The 14,863-nt window shown below is 46.5% G+C and carries 11 protein-coding genes; all 11 read right to left on the reverse strand.

Annotated elements, in window-relative coordinates:
- Nucleotide 1: 1 nt before the first annotated feature.
- Nucleotides 2-1,549, reverse strand: a complete 1,548-nt coding sequence (locus H171_RS12310; protein WP_100305420.1) for an alpha-glucoside-specific PTS transporter subunit IIBC — start codon at nucleotides 1,547-1,549, stop codon at nucleotides 2-4.
- 214 nt (nucleotides 1,550-1,763) lie between these two features.
- A complete protein-coding gene (radA, locus tag H171_RS12315) occupies nucleotides 1,764-3,161 on the reverse strand; it encodes a DNA repair protein RadA (protein ID WP_100305421.1) in 1,398 nt (465 codons plus the stop codon).
- Nucleotides 3,162-3,278: 117 nt separating this feature from the next.
- Nucleotides 3,279-3,692, reverse strand: a complete 414-nt coding sequence (locus tag H171_RS12320; RefSeq protein WP_025232136.1) for a hypothetical protein — start codon at nucleotides 3,690-3,692, stop codon at nucleotides 3,279-3,281.
- A gap of 102 nt (nucleotides 3,693-3,794) precedes the next feature.
- The gene (locus H171_RS12325; protein WP_100305422.1) at nucleotides 3,795-6,245 is read right to left on the reverse strand and encodes an ATP-dependent Clp protease ATP-binding subunit; all 2,451 of its coding nucleotides are present in this window, start codon (nucleotides 6,243-6,245) and stop codon (nucleotides 3,795-3,797) included.
- 16 nt (nucleotides 6,246-6,261) lie between these two features.
- Nucleotides 6,262-7,293: an ATP--guanido phosphotransferase gene (locus H171_RS12330; protein ID WP_100305423.1), complete on the reverse strand. Its 1,032-nt coding sequence runs from the start codon at nucleotides 7,291-7,293 to the stop codon at nucleotides 6,262-6,264.
- Nucleotides 7,286-7,870, reverse strand: a complete 585-nt coding sequence (locus H171_RS12335; RefSeq protein WP_100305424.1) for a UvrB/UvrC motif-containing protein — start codon at nucleotides 7,868-7,870, stop codon at nucleotides 7,286-7,288. Before H171_RS12335 ends, H171_RS12330 begins: the two co-directional genes overlap by 8 nt.
- Before the next feature lie 22 nt (nucleotides 7,871-7,892).
- A complete protein-coding gene (locus H171_RS12340; RefSeq protein ID WP_100307505.1) occupies nucleotides 7,893-8,279 on the reverse strand; it encodes a GntR family transcriptional regulator in 387 nt (128 codons plus the stop codon).
- 217 nt (nucleotides 8,280-8,496) lie between these two features.
- Entirely contained in the window at nucleotides 8,497-10,329 is a 1,833-nt protein-coding gene (locus H171_RS12345; protein ID WP_100305425.1) for a cadherin-like beta sandwich domain-containing protein, read from the reverse strand.
- Nucleotides 10,330-10,353: 24 nt separating this feature from the next.
- Nucleotides 10,354-12,675, reverse strand: coding sequence for a dockerin type I domain-containing protein (locus H171_RS12350; protein WP_100305426.1), 2,322 nt, complete (start codon nucleotides 12,673-12,675; stop codon nucleotides 10,354-10,356).
- A gap of 311 nt (nucleotides 12,676-12,986) precedes the next feature.
- Complete coding sequence (locus tag H171_RS25040; RefSeq protein WP_100305427.1) at nucleotides 12,987-13,343, reverse strand: cation diffusion facilitator family transporter; 357 nt, start codon at nucleotides 13,341-13,343, stop codon at nucleotides 12,987-12,989.
- Nucleotides 13,344-13,430: 87 nt separating this feature from the next.
- Nucleotides 13,431-14,843 (reverse strand): oxaloacetate decarboxylase subunit alpha, encoded by a 1,413-nt coding sequence (locus tag H171_RS12360; RefSeq protein WP_100305428.1) that lies wholly within the window; start codon nucleotides 14,841-14,843, stop codon nucleotides 13,431-13,433.
- Nucleotides 14,844-14,863 lie beyond the last annotated feature (20 nt).

Consider the following 14,863-nt stretch of genomic DNA (forward strand, 5'->3'; position numbering starts at 1 on the left):
TTTATAACAGTTTTTCAAATTCATTTTTTACATTTTCTACATCAAAACCAATGATGACCTGTATTGCTTTCCCTTTACGGACAACGCCTTTTGCATTATATTTCTTAAAATCCTCATCTGCTGCAACAAGGCTTTCCTCTTTTACACTGAGACGCAATCTTGTCATACAATTTGTAACGCTTTCGATATTTTCCTTACCTCCCAAAGCCTGTAAAAAGCCTACAGCTTCGTCATGAAAAACACTGGATGCAGATCCGGTCTGTTTACCTAATTCTACTTCACTGCCCATATCCTTTTCTCTGCCGGGAGTCATAATATTGAATTTCTTTATCGCCCAATAAAATACCACAAAATAGATAACGGAGAAGATCAGGCCGATCACAATATGAGTAATGACTTCTCCCATATGATTCTTCATCATCGGCATCCAGTTATAGGTAATGTAATCCATGAGTCCGCCGCCCTGATAACCAACGACCCCAAACATGTACAAAACAGTCGAGAGCAAAGCTGCAAGAACTGCACCTACTGCAAACAGCATGGGTGATATAAATAAGAATGTAAATTCAATAGGCTCAGTGATCCCACATAATACTGCAGGGATCGTAGCAGAAATCAGCATCGCAGCAACTTTCTTTCTATTTTCCGGACGGGCCGTTTTATACATGGCAAACGCTATGGCAGGCATTCCCCAGACGGCACAGTTTCCATATAATGCAAATCCGCCGGTAGGAAATAATTCCTTTAAGGGGGCTGTAGAAGCTGCGTATTCATTTACATTGGCCATCCAGTGTGTCCAGTTTCCATCTGCAACGACCGCAGGACCTAAATCAAACGGTGTCCATAAGAAATGATGCAAGCCGGTAGGAAGTGTAATACGTTCTAAAAAGGTAAATAGGAATACGCCTAAATTACCAGACTTAGATAAGAATACCTGTAATCCTAAAATAGCGGATTGAACGCCAGGCCATACGACGCACACGGCAAAAGCCATTGGTATCATGATAACAAATCCAATAATGACAATTAAAGCGGATCCTTGAAAAGAGCTTATTAAACTGGGAAGCTTCTTATCATACCAGCGGTTGTGGATCCATACGGCAATTGCAGCAATCATAATGGCTCCAATCACGCTCATATCCATGGTTTTGATTCCAGCAACCATTGTAAGTCCGCTTGTGCCTCCTATTTCCTGGGCGAAATCCACATGGAACATGATATCGCCAAAGAATGTAAGCAGAGATTGAATAAAGTAGTTAAAAATAATATAGATTACAAAAGATTCCATCGCCGCACGCCCTGCTGCCTTTTTAGCCAGGCCAATGGGCAATGAAATTACAAATAATAATGGAAGCTGATTAAAAATTGCATATCCCCCATCGTACATCATAGACCAAAATTTATACCAGAGCGTAGTGTCTGCTGCTAATGCCCCCATAATATCTGCATTCATGAAAATGGTCGAGAATCCGATGATAATACCGGCAAATGGCATAAGCATTACAGGTGCCATCATCGCTCCTCCAAACCTCTGCAGTTTCTCCATCATAATAATATCCTCCTATAGGTAAATGTGATTTTTCGCGAAAATCTTCATCCGTAAATAACATATCATACAGGCATATAAAAAAATAGCCTTGTAAGCACTTTCGGCACAAGGTAAGAACATCTGTTATTTTTCCCACTTTCGCGGGAAATTTCTCAATTGCTTACTAAGAACGTAATATCCCAAAATATAATAAGGGGTGAAGCCTTAAATGGCTTCACCCCATAACCCGAACAATCGCCTCTCTTACATTCCCTACACCAATCAGCCGCATTCCTTCCACCTTCCCCATCTTTCCCAGGGAAATCTCCGGCAGCACGCAGGTGTTAAATCCCAGCTTCTTTGCCTCATTCACTCTCTGCTGTGCCATGGACACTGCACGCACCTCTCCTGCCAGTCCCACTTCTCCAAAAATAATGGTCTTCGGGTCCACGGCCTTGTCCTTCATACTGGACACAATTGCCATCATGATCGCTAAGTCCAGGGCCGGCTCATTCATACGCAGACCGCCCGTAATATTTACATAAGCATCAAAATGGGACAGATCATAATGGCATCGTTTTTCCAAAACAGCCATCAAAAGATTCACCCGGTTATAATCCGTACCAGCCGCAGTACGCCTTGGCATACCGAAAGCCGTTGGGGTAACCAGGGCCTGAACCTCCAATAGCATGGGTCTGGTACCTTCCATGGAACAGGCTACCACAGCACCTGAGGCATCCTCCGGCCTTCCGCTGAGCATATATTCCGAAGGATTTTTCACCTCGGAAAGCCCGCTTTCAACCATTTCAAAAACGCCGATCTCATTGGTTGAGCCAAAACGGTTCTTCACTCCCCGGATGATCCGGTAAGAAGCGCTTCGGTCTCCTTCAAAATACAAAACCGTATCAACCATATGCTCTAAGACTCTGGGACCGGCCACCACGCCTTCTTTTGTCACATGACCAACGATAAATATGGCGATTCCCGCCCCCTTGGCAATCTGCATCAGAATATTGGTGGATTCCCTCACCTGGCTGACACTTCCCGGGGCGGAAGAGATTTCTTCCCGGAACATGGTCTGTATGGAATCAATGATCACCACATCTGGCTTTTCCTCTTCTATTGCTCGTTCAATCAACTCCAGGCTGGTTTCACAAAGGAATAATAAATCTCCCTTTACTTCCCCTATTCTGTTTGCCCTCAGCTTAATCTGTTTTAAGGATTCTTCTCCTGATATGTAAAGCACCTTCCTGCTGTCGGCCGCCAGATTGCGGCATACCTGTAAAAGCAGGGTGGATTTTCCAATGCCTGGATCACCGCCAACCAGAACGAGTGAGCCTTTGACAACACCTCCTCCTAAAACCCGGTCCAGTTCCTCATATCCGGTCTTCATCCGGTCCTGCTCGTCTAACTGGATATCAGACAAACGGGAGGGCTTGGCATTCAGAAAATGATTTCCGGCGGTCCCGTCCCCTTTTCCACTGATTCCCCGCTTAGAAGCCGGCTCCTTTTTCCCGGAAGGCTCCTCCACAAACGTATTCCATTCCTTACAGGCCGGACACTGTCCCAGCCACTTTGCCGATTCAAATCCGCATTCTTTGCAGAAAAATGCGGTTGTCTTTCCCTTTGCCATGGGAATTTCCTCCTATTTGCCAAAGGAATATGCGGCCATATTCATCCGGCTCATTGCTCATGCAAAAAATCTGGGCCCGGCTCTTTGTAAAAGGGCCGAACCCAGCTTCTCATCCTGTTATCTTCGTTTGATCTTCACTGCTACAGGTGTTCCTTCATTCAGTTCCACGCTGATGGACAGCTTTCCGCTCATGTTGGTTCTCATGCCACCCACGGCAGCATCATCCACATAAACCTCGTATTCGGTATCCTCTGCCAGCTGAACAGTCAGCTGGGCATCCTTGTCACCTTCTACTAAAAACCCCACCCCATCATCGGATACGGTGAAATTCATGGCAGCGGTTCCCGGTACGGATTCGTATACGAACATGCCGTTTCTTTCCAGCTTGGTTATCTCGTAAAAAGTCTTTACTTTATATAAATCACCGTCGTGTTCAAAATCCTGTAATTTTGACTTTGTCTTTAATTTGTAATTACCAAAACTGATCGTCCCGTCTTGCTCTGAGCGGATTAAATCTTCAATTACCGGCATTGGTTTGCCCTCCTAGTATTTTGTTTACTTATCCTTTTTTAAGGCGATGAACTAATGATCTCGCTTGTAGCTATTATACACGAATTGATATAAAATGGCTAGTTATTTTACCAGCTCCCTGACAGAAAATTTTAGTCCGTCCTCACCTGCGGTCACAACTACATCATCCCCTGTTTTTACCGTTCCATTTAAGATCTCTTCTGCCAGCTTATCCTCCAGGCAGTTCTGAATGGTACGCCTTAACGGTCTTGCACCGTATTTCTCATCATACCCTTTATTGATCAGGTATTCCTTGGCATCCTCTTCGACCGACAGGGTGATGCTCATCTGTTCTGATGTCCGCTTCATGATATCTTTCATCATGATCGTCACAATATCCTTCATATGAGTTTTATTTAACGTATGGAATACGATGATCTCATCGATCCTGTTAATGAATTCCGGCTTGAACAGACGCTTTACTTCTTCCATGACCCGGTCCTTCATGATCTTATAATCAGCCTTTTCATCCCCAACTGCACCAAAGCCCAGACGTTTTGGAGATATGATGTTTTCCGCACCTGCATTGGAAGTCATGATGATAATGGTATTCTTAAAATCAATCTTCCGGCCCTGGGCATCTGTAATATGTCCGTCGTCCAGTACCTGAAGCAGAATATTGAACACATCGGGGTGTGCCTTTTCGATCTCATCGAACAAGATGACGGAATAGGGATTCCTGCGGACCTTTTCACTGAGCTGTCCGCCTTCATCATAGCCTACGTATCCTGGCGGTGAGCCGATCATCTTGGAAACGCTGTGCTTCTCCATATACTCAGACATATCTACCCGGATCAAAGCATTGTCCGTTCCGAACATGGCTTCGGAGAGGGCCTTTGATATCTCAGTTTTTCCCACGCCCGTAGGTCCTAAAAACAGGAAGGAGCCAATGGGGCGCCTGGGGTCCTTAAGTCCCACTCTCCCCCGGCGTATGGCCTTTGAAACAGCGGTAACTGCTTCCTCCTGGCCGATCACCCTCTCATGGAGGATGGCTTCCAGATTGCGGAGGCGTTCACTCTCTCCCTCTTCCAGCTTTCTGACGGGAATCTTGGTCCAGCTGGATACCACATCAGCGATCTCTCCCTCATCAACTATAAGGTTCTTTGATGTTTTCTCCTTTTGCCAGCGTTCCCGGATCTTCTCTATCTTTTCCCGCTTCTTTTCCTGCTTCTTCTTAATGGCTCCTGCCTTTTCGTAAGCTTCGGCTTTAATGGCGGCTTCCTTCTGGTCCTCCAGCAGCTCGATCTCAGCTTCCAGTTCCTTAATTTCAACCGGCTCTACAAATGTGGTCAGGCGTACCTTGGAAGAAGCTTCGTCAATAACATCGATGGCCTTATCAGGAAGGAAACGGTCATTGATATACCTGGAAGACAGCTTTACGGCGGCCTTTAAGGCATCGTCTGTAATGGTCACCCTATGATGGTCCTCATACCGTCCTTTCAGTCCCCTTAATATGCCGACAGCAGCCTCTTCCGATGGCTCCTCCACCGTAACCGGCTGGAAACGCCGTTCCAGGGCAGAGTCCTTTTCGATATATTTGCGGTACTCTTCAATGGTGGTAGCGCCGATCAGCTGCAATTCTCCTCTTGCCAGAGAGGGCTTTAAGATATTGGAGGCGTCAATGGCTCCCTCCGCACCTCCTGCACCGATAATCGTATGGATCTCATCGATAAAGAGAAGAACATCCCCATCCTCGATCACTTCGGCAATCACCTTTTTAATTCTTTCTTCAAATTCTCCCCTGTATTTGGAACCGGCCACCATGCCGGATAAATCCAGGGTCAGAAGCCTCTTGCCTTCAATGGTTTCAGGCACGTCACCTTCTGCTATCATCTGGGCAAGGCCTTCCACAACTGCGGTTTTCCCCACTCCAGGCTCTCCGATGAGACATGGATTATTCTTGGTTCTGCGGCTCAGTATCTGGATCAGACGCTTGATCTCCGACTCTCTTCCGATGACCGGATCAAGCTTTCCCTGTACTGCAAGCTCCGTTAAATCTCTGCTGTAACTGTCAAGAGTGGGTGTACTGCCTTTTGACTTTGGTGATTTCATAAGCTCTTCCTTATTGGCAGGAGCATCCTCTCCCATCGCTGACAGTACATCAATGTATAGCTTTTGAATGCTGATTCCAATGGTATTTAAAAGCCTGGAAGCGACGCAGTCATTGTCACGGATTATGGAAATGAGCAAATGCTCCGTACCGATTAAGTTTGCCTTAAACCGCACAGCTTCCCGGTAGCTGTTCTCTAAAACCCTTCTGGCCCCCGGAGTATACCCGCTGTCTTCTTTTAACCGGACTGCCTGATCAGGAGCGATCAGCTGGCTGATCAAGTTTAAAACCTTCTCTTCTTTTACACCATTCTCTTCCAGAACTCTGGAAGCTACTCCGCTGCCCTCTTCTAAAAGCCCGATTAATAAGTGTTCCGTTCCCACATAGCTGTGGCCGAGACGTTCCGCTGCCTGAACGGCCAGATTAATGGCTGTCCTGGCCTTTGTTGTAAATCTGTCTATCATAAATGCAATCCTCCTGTCATAGTTCCGGCAATTCTCTCCGGATAAATTCCGCCCTGGCTCCATCCAGTTCTTCCTTGCTTAATGGGCGGTCTGAAAGCTTCTGCAGATTCGCCGGCTGGATTCCAAGCATCAAGCGGTAGACGGAAAAATCTTCCTCCGTATGGATCAGGCCGTCTGCCAGCCCTGCCATGATCTGTGATAGGAATATCATGGCATCCCTGGAAGTCAGCCGTCTGGAGTATTTTAATACCCCGTAGGATTTGTAAACTTCATCCTCTCTCTCATCCCTGTGCCTCTGGAGAGAAAGCTTTCTCACCTGAAACTCCTGATTGGTCAGCTGGATCGCTGCCTTTGTAACTGTATCAATAATTTCCCGCTCCGTCTGGCCCAGGGTTTTCTGGTTTGATATCTCATAAAGAGAACCGAAATTCTCGTCTCTTTCCCCATGGACGCCCCGGACAGAAGCTCCAAAGCGGCCCATATCGCTGATAAGGCCCTGGAATTTTTTCCCCTGGGACAGCATGGGAAGATGGACCACCACCGATGCCCTTAAGCCGGTCCCCATATTCGTAGGAAACGAGGTGAGATAACCGTAACGGTCATCAAATGCATAGGCAAACCGTTCATTGATATAATCATCAATCTTATCTGCCCGTTCCCAAAGCTCCTCTAAGTGAAGGCCCATCTGCAGAAGCTGGATCCGGATGTGATCATCACAGTTAAGCACGATGCCGGTGTCTTCATTCTCTGAGATAAAAATTCCGGCAGGTTTTTTATTTAAAACAGCTGCGGAATTAAGGGCTCTCCGCTCTTTTAGGGCCACCCGGTCCAGCTCTTCCAGGTCCGAAAGTATGGCAAACTCAAAATTCCTGCCTTCTTCCTTACCTAAATCTTTTAAGCCGAACTCCAGCCTGCGGACCATCTCATCGCCTTCTTTTTCACTAAGTGCAGAAGGAAAACGGTAATCCTGCCAGTTTCTTACCAGACGGATCCGGCTGCTTATCACTCCAGGCCGACCAGTGTCCTTCTGTTCAAACCATCTAAGCATCTGTCTCATTTCCTTTCTTCAGCTCTCTTATCTTATCGCGGCAAACGGCTGCCGTTTCATAATCCTCAAATCGCAGGGCTTCCTTTAATTTGGCATCCCACTGAAAAATTTCCTCATAATTGGCAGCGCTTTCCGGGTCTAATGGTACCCCCGCAGTGCGGTCGTTCCCCCGGCCTGCCGGATCCATACTGACCTGCCTCTGGTAAACCGGTGTTTTTCCCGTGTGGACAAGATTTCCATGAAGCTGCTTTAAACTATCCTCCATAAGGGGGCCGAATACACTGTAGCAATCTGCACAGCCAAATCTGCTGTCCCTTACAAATTCATCGTAACCGGTCCCGCAGTTCGGGCACAGGATCTGATGGAGCTTATCTGGCTCCTGATCCTTATCTTCTATTCCCAAAAGGCCGGAAAGCAGCTTTCCTAAAGGAAATTCCCCGTCAAAAATAGCTGCATACACGCCAAAATCCATCTCTTTCGCACACTGGGCACAAAAATGGTGCTCTTTCTTCGTGCCATTTACAACTTCTGTATATTGTATATTTGCTTCGCGAATTTTACATTTCTCACATAACATAAAGAACCTCCAATCCAGTGAATCACTCTTCCCCCTGGCCCCTTAAAAACGACTGAAATATCTCATCAACCAGCTGGTGAACCTCTTCACATGTTACATTCTTACAGACTCCTCTGGCAAGCACAACCCCTAAATCTTTGCGCATTTCATCAAGGACCTGGATTTTATCCACGTCCAGCGATACTACGGCCCCTTTCCGGCGGTCCAGCTTGACAAACCCTTCCTGTTTCAGCACAGAGTACGCCTTATTTACCGTATGCATATTAATCCCTATGTTGTCGGCCATCTGGCGCACGGAAGGCAGGGGGTCACCTTCTCTTATACTTTCAGTGGCGATTCCTATGATTATCTGGTTCCGAAGCTGAATGTAAATTGCTTCATCACTGTTAAAATCAATTTGTAAAAACATATTTTCACCATCTTTCGTTATACCTGTTATACACATAATAGCACAATCCATCGCCTTTTTCAATACAAAATATCATATGGTATCATTCCCCTTTTTCATCGTCTTCCGCACTCTGTCCGAAACAATCCGGAGGTTCCTTCCTTATGATCAAAACCAATAACGAAAGCACCTTCATTCAGGTGCTTTCGTCATTGTCATTTCAATTGTTTAAAGTACTTTAATCATCTAAGTCCAAATACTCAAAGTCGTCTTCGTCCTTGTCATGCTCTTCTGTTTCCGTAATATCATCCGGCTCTTTATGGACAGGCCCTGAACCGCCTTTTTCCCTTGGTTTCCCGGAATTCCCTGCACCGGAAGATTTAAGATCCCGTTCAAAGTCTTCCAGACTGGTTTCTTCAATGAAATCATCCTCTTCCTGGACTTCTTGTACTGCATCTTCTGAATAAAGAGGCTCGTCCAAGGTTTCTTCCAGGTATTCCGGTTCCAGTCCAGTTTGGGAACTTTGTCTGTCAAACTCTTCCCTGCTGTATCGTTTGATCTTGCTTGAGGGGATTTCTTCCTCCGGCTCTGCCCACAACCGGTTATCTTCCAGTTCCTGTTCCTTTCCTTTTCCAGATCTGCCGCTGCCGGGCCGGCTGAGACCGAATCCATTTCCTTTTCTTGCAAGGACAATGACTGCAACGAGCAGGCCAAGAGCCACAACGCTCACTCCAATGAGAAGGTAGAGCTGCCTGTAGTAATCCTTAGTCAGCTGATCATATGTGTTGGCCATCTCCACATACTTACTATTGGAAACTCCGGAAGCATAGTATCTTTGAATGGTCTTTTCAGAAATATCATAACGGTAGAAATGTTTCTCTCCGTTCCAGTTCATTGCATAGAAAAGGCAATACTGAGGCTCTGCCTCTGAGTTCTCCACCCAGCCGGTCACTCGCGCGCCGTCAATATCGGCCTGCCGTTCATGGAAGCCTTCCGGCACAACCGTATCCTTATCAAGAGGAATGATAACAATAGCCTTTGCTACGGTCTCTACCTGTACGAACTGGGCCCAGGAATCTGAACCTTCATTGTAAATGTAGAATCCGCCGTTTCCTCCGGAATCCTTTAAATAAAGCAGAAGCAGGTCTTTTTCCAATCCTTTTCCGGCCATAACTTCTGTTCCTTTATAGGAATAGGTCTCAGACTCAAAGCCTTCCGGAAGCGATGATTCATCAAAGGAGGAAGCAATGCTGTAATCGGTTCCGTTAATGGTCACCACTGCATCGCCGAATTCTGCCTCAGACGTTTCTGTATTTCCGCCTGTTGTTGGGGCGGTTTGCCCCCCCTCTGCTTTATTGACCTGAATGGTATAATTCTTAACGGTCTGCCCATCCTCTGCAGTTACCTTGATCACTACCTGGTTTACACCGGACTTTAAGCCCTTTTCTCCCTGAAGTGCTACATGAGCGCCTGCATTGGCTGCCACCGCATTTACTACCAGATCCGCTGTGTTTGCATCAACCTCTGCCGTATAGCTTTCTACTGAAGCAGAAAACGCCGGAGTCAGAGTTCCTGGGGAAATCTTTAATGATTTAAGCGTTGCATCCTTTGAATATGTGGCAGGAGATGTGACCTTGACCGTTGAACTCCCCTGCTTACTCAAAGAAAGTGTCTGGGAATCCACATCATAGATTTCCTGGGAGGTCACATTGATCTGGGTATTTCCTGCCTGCAAAGCCTTAAACTTTAAGGTAAAGCTAAAAGTTTTCTGATCAGCAGAATCCATGGTTCCCAGGACCTTAATAGCTCCTGCGCCGCCGTTTGCATTGGTTCCGCTGACAAACTCCAAAATATTCGGATCATAAGACAGCATGACTTCCGCCGTACCAAGGGCGCTGTCACTGGTCACTTTCATGTTTACTGTTACTTCGTTTCCCACCATGACCGATGGGTCAGAAAACGCGATCTTAGCATCTGCGGCCCAGGATACCAGCCGTCCGGCAGGACAGGATATGGCAATCACACAGGCCAGAATCAGACCGGCCGTTAGTTTTTTCAGTTTCCTATTCATATTGTCTCCTATTTCTGTTGGACTTTAAAGTCCGAGGATTTTTTTCTGCAAAAGCAGAAGATCCTGTGAATTCACCTTGCCGTCTCCATTTAAATCAGCTGCCGGCTTGCCCTTCTCAGATATGGTCTCCAACCCCAGAAGATAACGCTGAAGCTTCAGTACATCCAGGCTGTTTATTTTTCCATCCCCGTTGATATCTCCTATTCCAAAAGCAGAGGACTGGCCGGCGGCCGGAGCCTGGGTCTGTTGGGGACTGCTTGTGGCGGTTTCCGTCACTTTGATTTCAGTTCCAGGTCCCTGGGCTATGACTCCCGTGGAAGTCTGAACGGAAATGCCTGTGGAACCATCAGGAGCTATGGATACATTGCTTCCTCCTGGTGTTCCAGCCTGATTCGTACCGGAAGGATTTGATACTCCAGGGCCTATGCTGCTGCCAGGGCCGGATGAAGTATTACCGCCGGTGCCTGAGCCGGTGCCTGAGCCTGAGCCGGTACCAGCGCCTGAAGAATAAGTCGGGCCGTTGTTCTGGCGCACCACGTGAAGGACGTATTCCCTGACACTTCCATTTTGAGCCGTAATCGTCACCTTGATATCATTATTGCCGCTTGAAAGCGCGATTGTACCTGTCCCTTTGACAGAAGCCAAAGAACTGAGGGCGGTTGCATTCACATTGATGCTTGATACACCGGGATCCACAATCAAATCGTATGCAAGAGTATCGCGGCTAAAGGTGGGAGTCATGACAAATCCTTCCACGCTCAAACCGGACAGCTTATTGTTTGGATTGCCGTCGCCGGTAGGCTGGCTGCAGGCGTTATCAGGCATATTGTTATAAATTGGTATTTTAAACTCAAGCTCTGTCTGTTTCATATCACTGTTATAGGCTTTTGAATAAACAGCACCCTCTGATGCAGCTCCCTGTACATTGGTCATATACTGGTGTTTATATAAATTAGACCCCTGCACGTTAAACTTCTTCAGATAAAATGTATCCTGCCCAACTTTTACATAGTTATTACCATAATAGAAAGCTCCGCCTAAAATTGATTTTTCAGGAGAATTCCATGGCCTTTCATAATTGCCGGACTGGGACGCCCACCATAAGCCTCTTTGCACCGCAGTCATAGTTCCTGACTGATATGCTTCAATATTAAAAAAATTATAATATCCTTCGTAACCAGATTCTGTTCCTGAAATGCTTTTACCTGTACCGGAAGATCCCTGCTCCTGAATGATCATAGCTGCAAGGACGTAAGGGTTCACCCCTGACTGAGAAGCCGCATTCATGATCATATTCACATAGGCGCTGCTGCCTGAAACCGTTCCGGTCGTATTGGAATTGGATGAGGACGGTCCCGTAAGGCTGGCTCCCGGTCCGTATTCCATGACGATGGGAAGGTTTTTAGGCGTTATGGAAGCTTGCGGCCCTTCCAGACTGACCTTACCTGAATCGGAATCAGACTCCGATCCTGCCCCCGGGTTAATAGCTGCTCCCGGTCCAATGGCCGCACCTGGCCCTATGACCGTGCCGCCGCCGGAAGAATTGTCCGTATTCCCCTGGTTACTGCTTCCGCCGGAAGATTCGCCGGATAGAAACGTACCCTTTACCATGGTCTTTAATCCATCTGCCGTATGCTTATTGCTGTCATAGGTATGGGTCATAAACTGGAAGACATTGGTCTCATCAAGGAAATTTCTTGGGTCCATATAATATCTTACAATGTCTTCAGAAGCGGTCACCCAGGAGCTTCCGTCATAACCGATCCATGTACTGGTATCCCAGTTATAAGCGCCATCTACCGTGGACTTCCAGGATGACAGGCTGTTGGTGTGGACCAGAGTTTTTCCTACCTGGCTTTCTTCCTTAATGGCCGTGTTCCAGTCCAGGTTTGTATGCTGGGCGCGGAATACCCACTTGGGATACTGGGCATGCAGCGCACGAAGCTTTGTCTTATAGCTTTCCGGAAACCCTTCCGCCGTAAGCCGGGACTCAAAATCCGCATCATTGGTATAAGAGGCAGGAAACTTAAGAAAGCTTTTGGAAACATACCCGGTAACTGTCTGGCCGCCGGAACCGGACACACGGATCTGATACCAGAGTGCTCCATCCGATGCGTTCTTCTCATCGATCACCGTAACCGATGCCCCATTTGTTAATTTTGTAACTACTGAATAGGTCGTACCCGGACCGCTTCTCACGTTCAAAGTGGTGGCATTGACCGTTGCTGCCTTTTCCGTATAAGCATAAGCATTTATGTATGGCGAAACCGCTCCCATGTAAGAGTCCATCACCAGGACGCTGGCCAGAATGACGGCCATCTTACGAGCTTTTTTATACTTTTTCATCTGTTTCTCCCAATATGTCCTCTTGTATTTAATAAATTTCCAATTACATGTAAATTATACATTTATTTATTATAATGACAAATGATACCATGTGTCAACTGAATCAGGTAAAGTTCAGACAAATGGAATTATTTGTAAGAAAATCTTTATACTTATAAGAGAATGTCTTCGGCCTACAAGCTCCATTTCTCCTCTGTTAAAGTGTTATTTATTAGGAAAACCAACTGCCATCGATAGGTAATGCGTTGAACCGCGAGGTGATTAATGATAGAAGCGTGACAGCAGTCACAACAGAATCTGCCAGGCTATCTTTAAATGTGGCTTACCTGTGCAAAAAAAAGCCAGGCTGTTAATGTAGGTTGTTCTGGATGCAGAATACGCACAATAGAAGACTTCCCTACCGATATAGCTGTAACAATGATTAACATGGCTACAACAAAACCACTAATATATTCCATCCTTCCATAACCGTGAGGATGTTTTTCATCTGTGGTTTTCCCGCTTAAATGAAAACCAATTGTGGTCACAAGGGAAGATGCGCAATCACCTAGATTATTGAATCCGTCTGCAATAACAGAGACGCTGTTATTTAATAAGCCTAGTGTTAATTTTATGGCAAAGAGAAACGAGTTGACCGTAATTCTGATAACGCCTATCCTCTCTCCGATTCGTTGACGGTTGCTAGGTTAAGGGTACATTCCTTTTCCTATAAAGTAAAAAAGGTCTCCCAAAATAGGGAGACCTTTTTATGAACGTTATACCGGATAAGCCTTATTTTCTTTATCTGCCAGAGACGAATCCACACCGGTTTGCTGAGCAGCCCGGTACTGGAAGAATTCTTTGGCAACCGTTGGGAACAGGGCATAGGAAAGTACGTCTTCATCCTGCTGTTTCCACTGTGCGCAGTCCTTCTCAAACTGAGGAAGCTGGGGAGGAATCAAATCAGCCGGGCGGCAGGTGATCGGCTTTTCATCACCGATGATCTTCTTCTGGACTTCTTCATTAAATGGTTTAACCGTCTGTCCGAACTCGCCCATAAAAATCTTCTTTGTCTCTTTCGTTACCATTTTATAACGTTCACCGCTAATGACATTTAAAACGGCCTGGGTACCGACGATCTGGGAAGATGGGGTAACAAGAGGCGGTTCTCCAAAGTCTTTTCGTACCTTTGGAATCTCCTGCAGCACTTCCATGTACTTGTCTTCCTGACCGGCTTCCTTTAACTGGCTCACCAGGTTGGAAAGCATGCCGCCAGGTACCTGATACTGAAGGGTCTTAATGTCTACGCCCAATACCTTTGGATTTAATCGTCCGCTCTTTAATGCTTCCTCTCTGATCGGCTGGAAGTATGCACAGATTTCTGCCAGCAGGTTCTGATCGTAGCCCGTGTCATAGGCCGTGCCGCGGAAGGTTTCAACCATAACCTCGGTCGCCGGCTGGCTGGTTCCAAGAGCAAGGGGAGACATTGCGGTATCGATGATATCACAGCCTGCTTCAACTGCCTTTAGATAGGTCATGGAAGCAACGCCGGAAGTATAGTGGGTGTGTAAGTCAATCGGAAGCTTTGTGGATTCCTTTAATGCCCGTACCAGCTCATCCGCCTTGTAGGGTGTTAAAAGACCTGCCATATCCTTGATACAGATGGAATCAGCACCCATATCCTCGATCCTCTTTGCTATGTCCTTCCAGTAATCCAGGGTATAGGCTTCCCCAAGGGTATAGCTTAAAGCTACCTGCGCATGGCCTTTTTCTTTATTGCAGGCAGTCACTGCTGTCTGTAAGTTGCGAAGATCGTTGAAGCAGTCAAAAATGCGGATAATATCAATTCCGTTAGCCAGAGATTTCTGGACGAAATACTCTACCACGTCATCGGCATAATGGTTGTATCCCAGGATGTTCTGTCCCCGGAACAGCATCTGCAGCTTTGTATCCTTAAAACCATCCCTTAATTTTCTAAGCCTCATCCAGGGATCTTCCTTTAAGAAACGCAGGCATGCATCAAAGGTTGCACCGCCCCAGCACTCTACCGCATGATAGCCAACCTGATCCATCTTCTCTATGATGGGAAGCATCTGCTCGGTTGTCATTCTTGTAGCAAACAAAGACTGATGAGCGTCACGAAGGACTGTCTCTACAATCTTAACCGGCTTTTTCTCTATTTCTGCCATTGTCTTACCTCCAGGTTTGT

The organism is [Clostridium] celerecrescens 18A (genome assembly GCF_002797975.1).
Classification (GTDB): domain Bacteria; phylum Bacillota; class Clostridia; order Lachnospirales; family Lachnospiraceae; genus Lacrimispora; species Lacrimispora celerecrescens.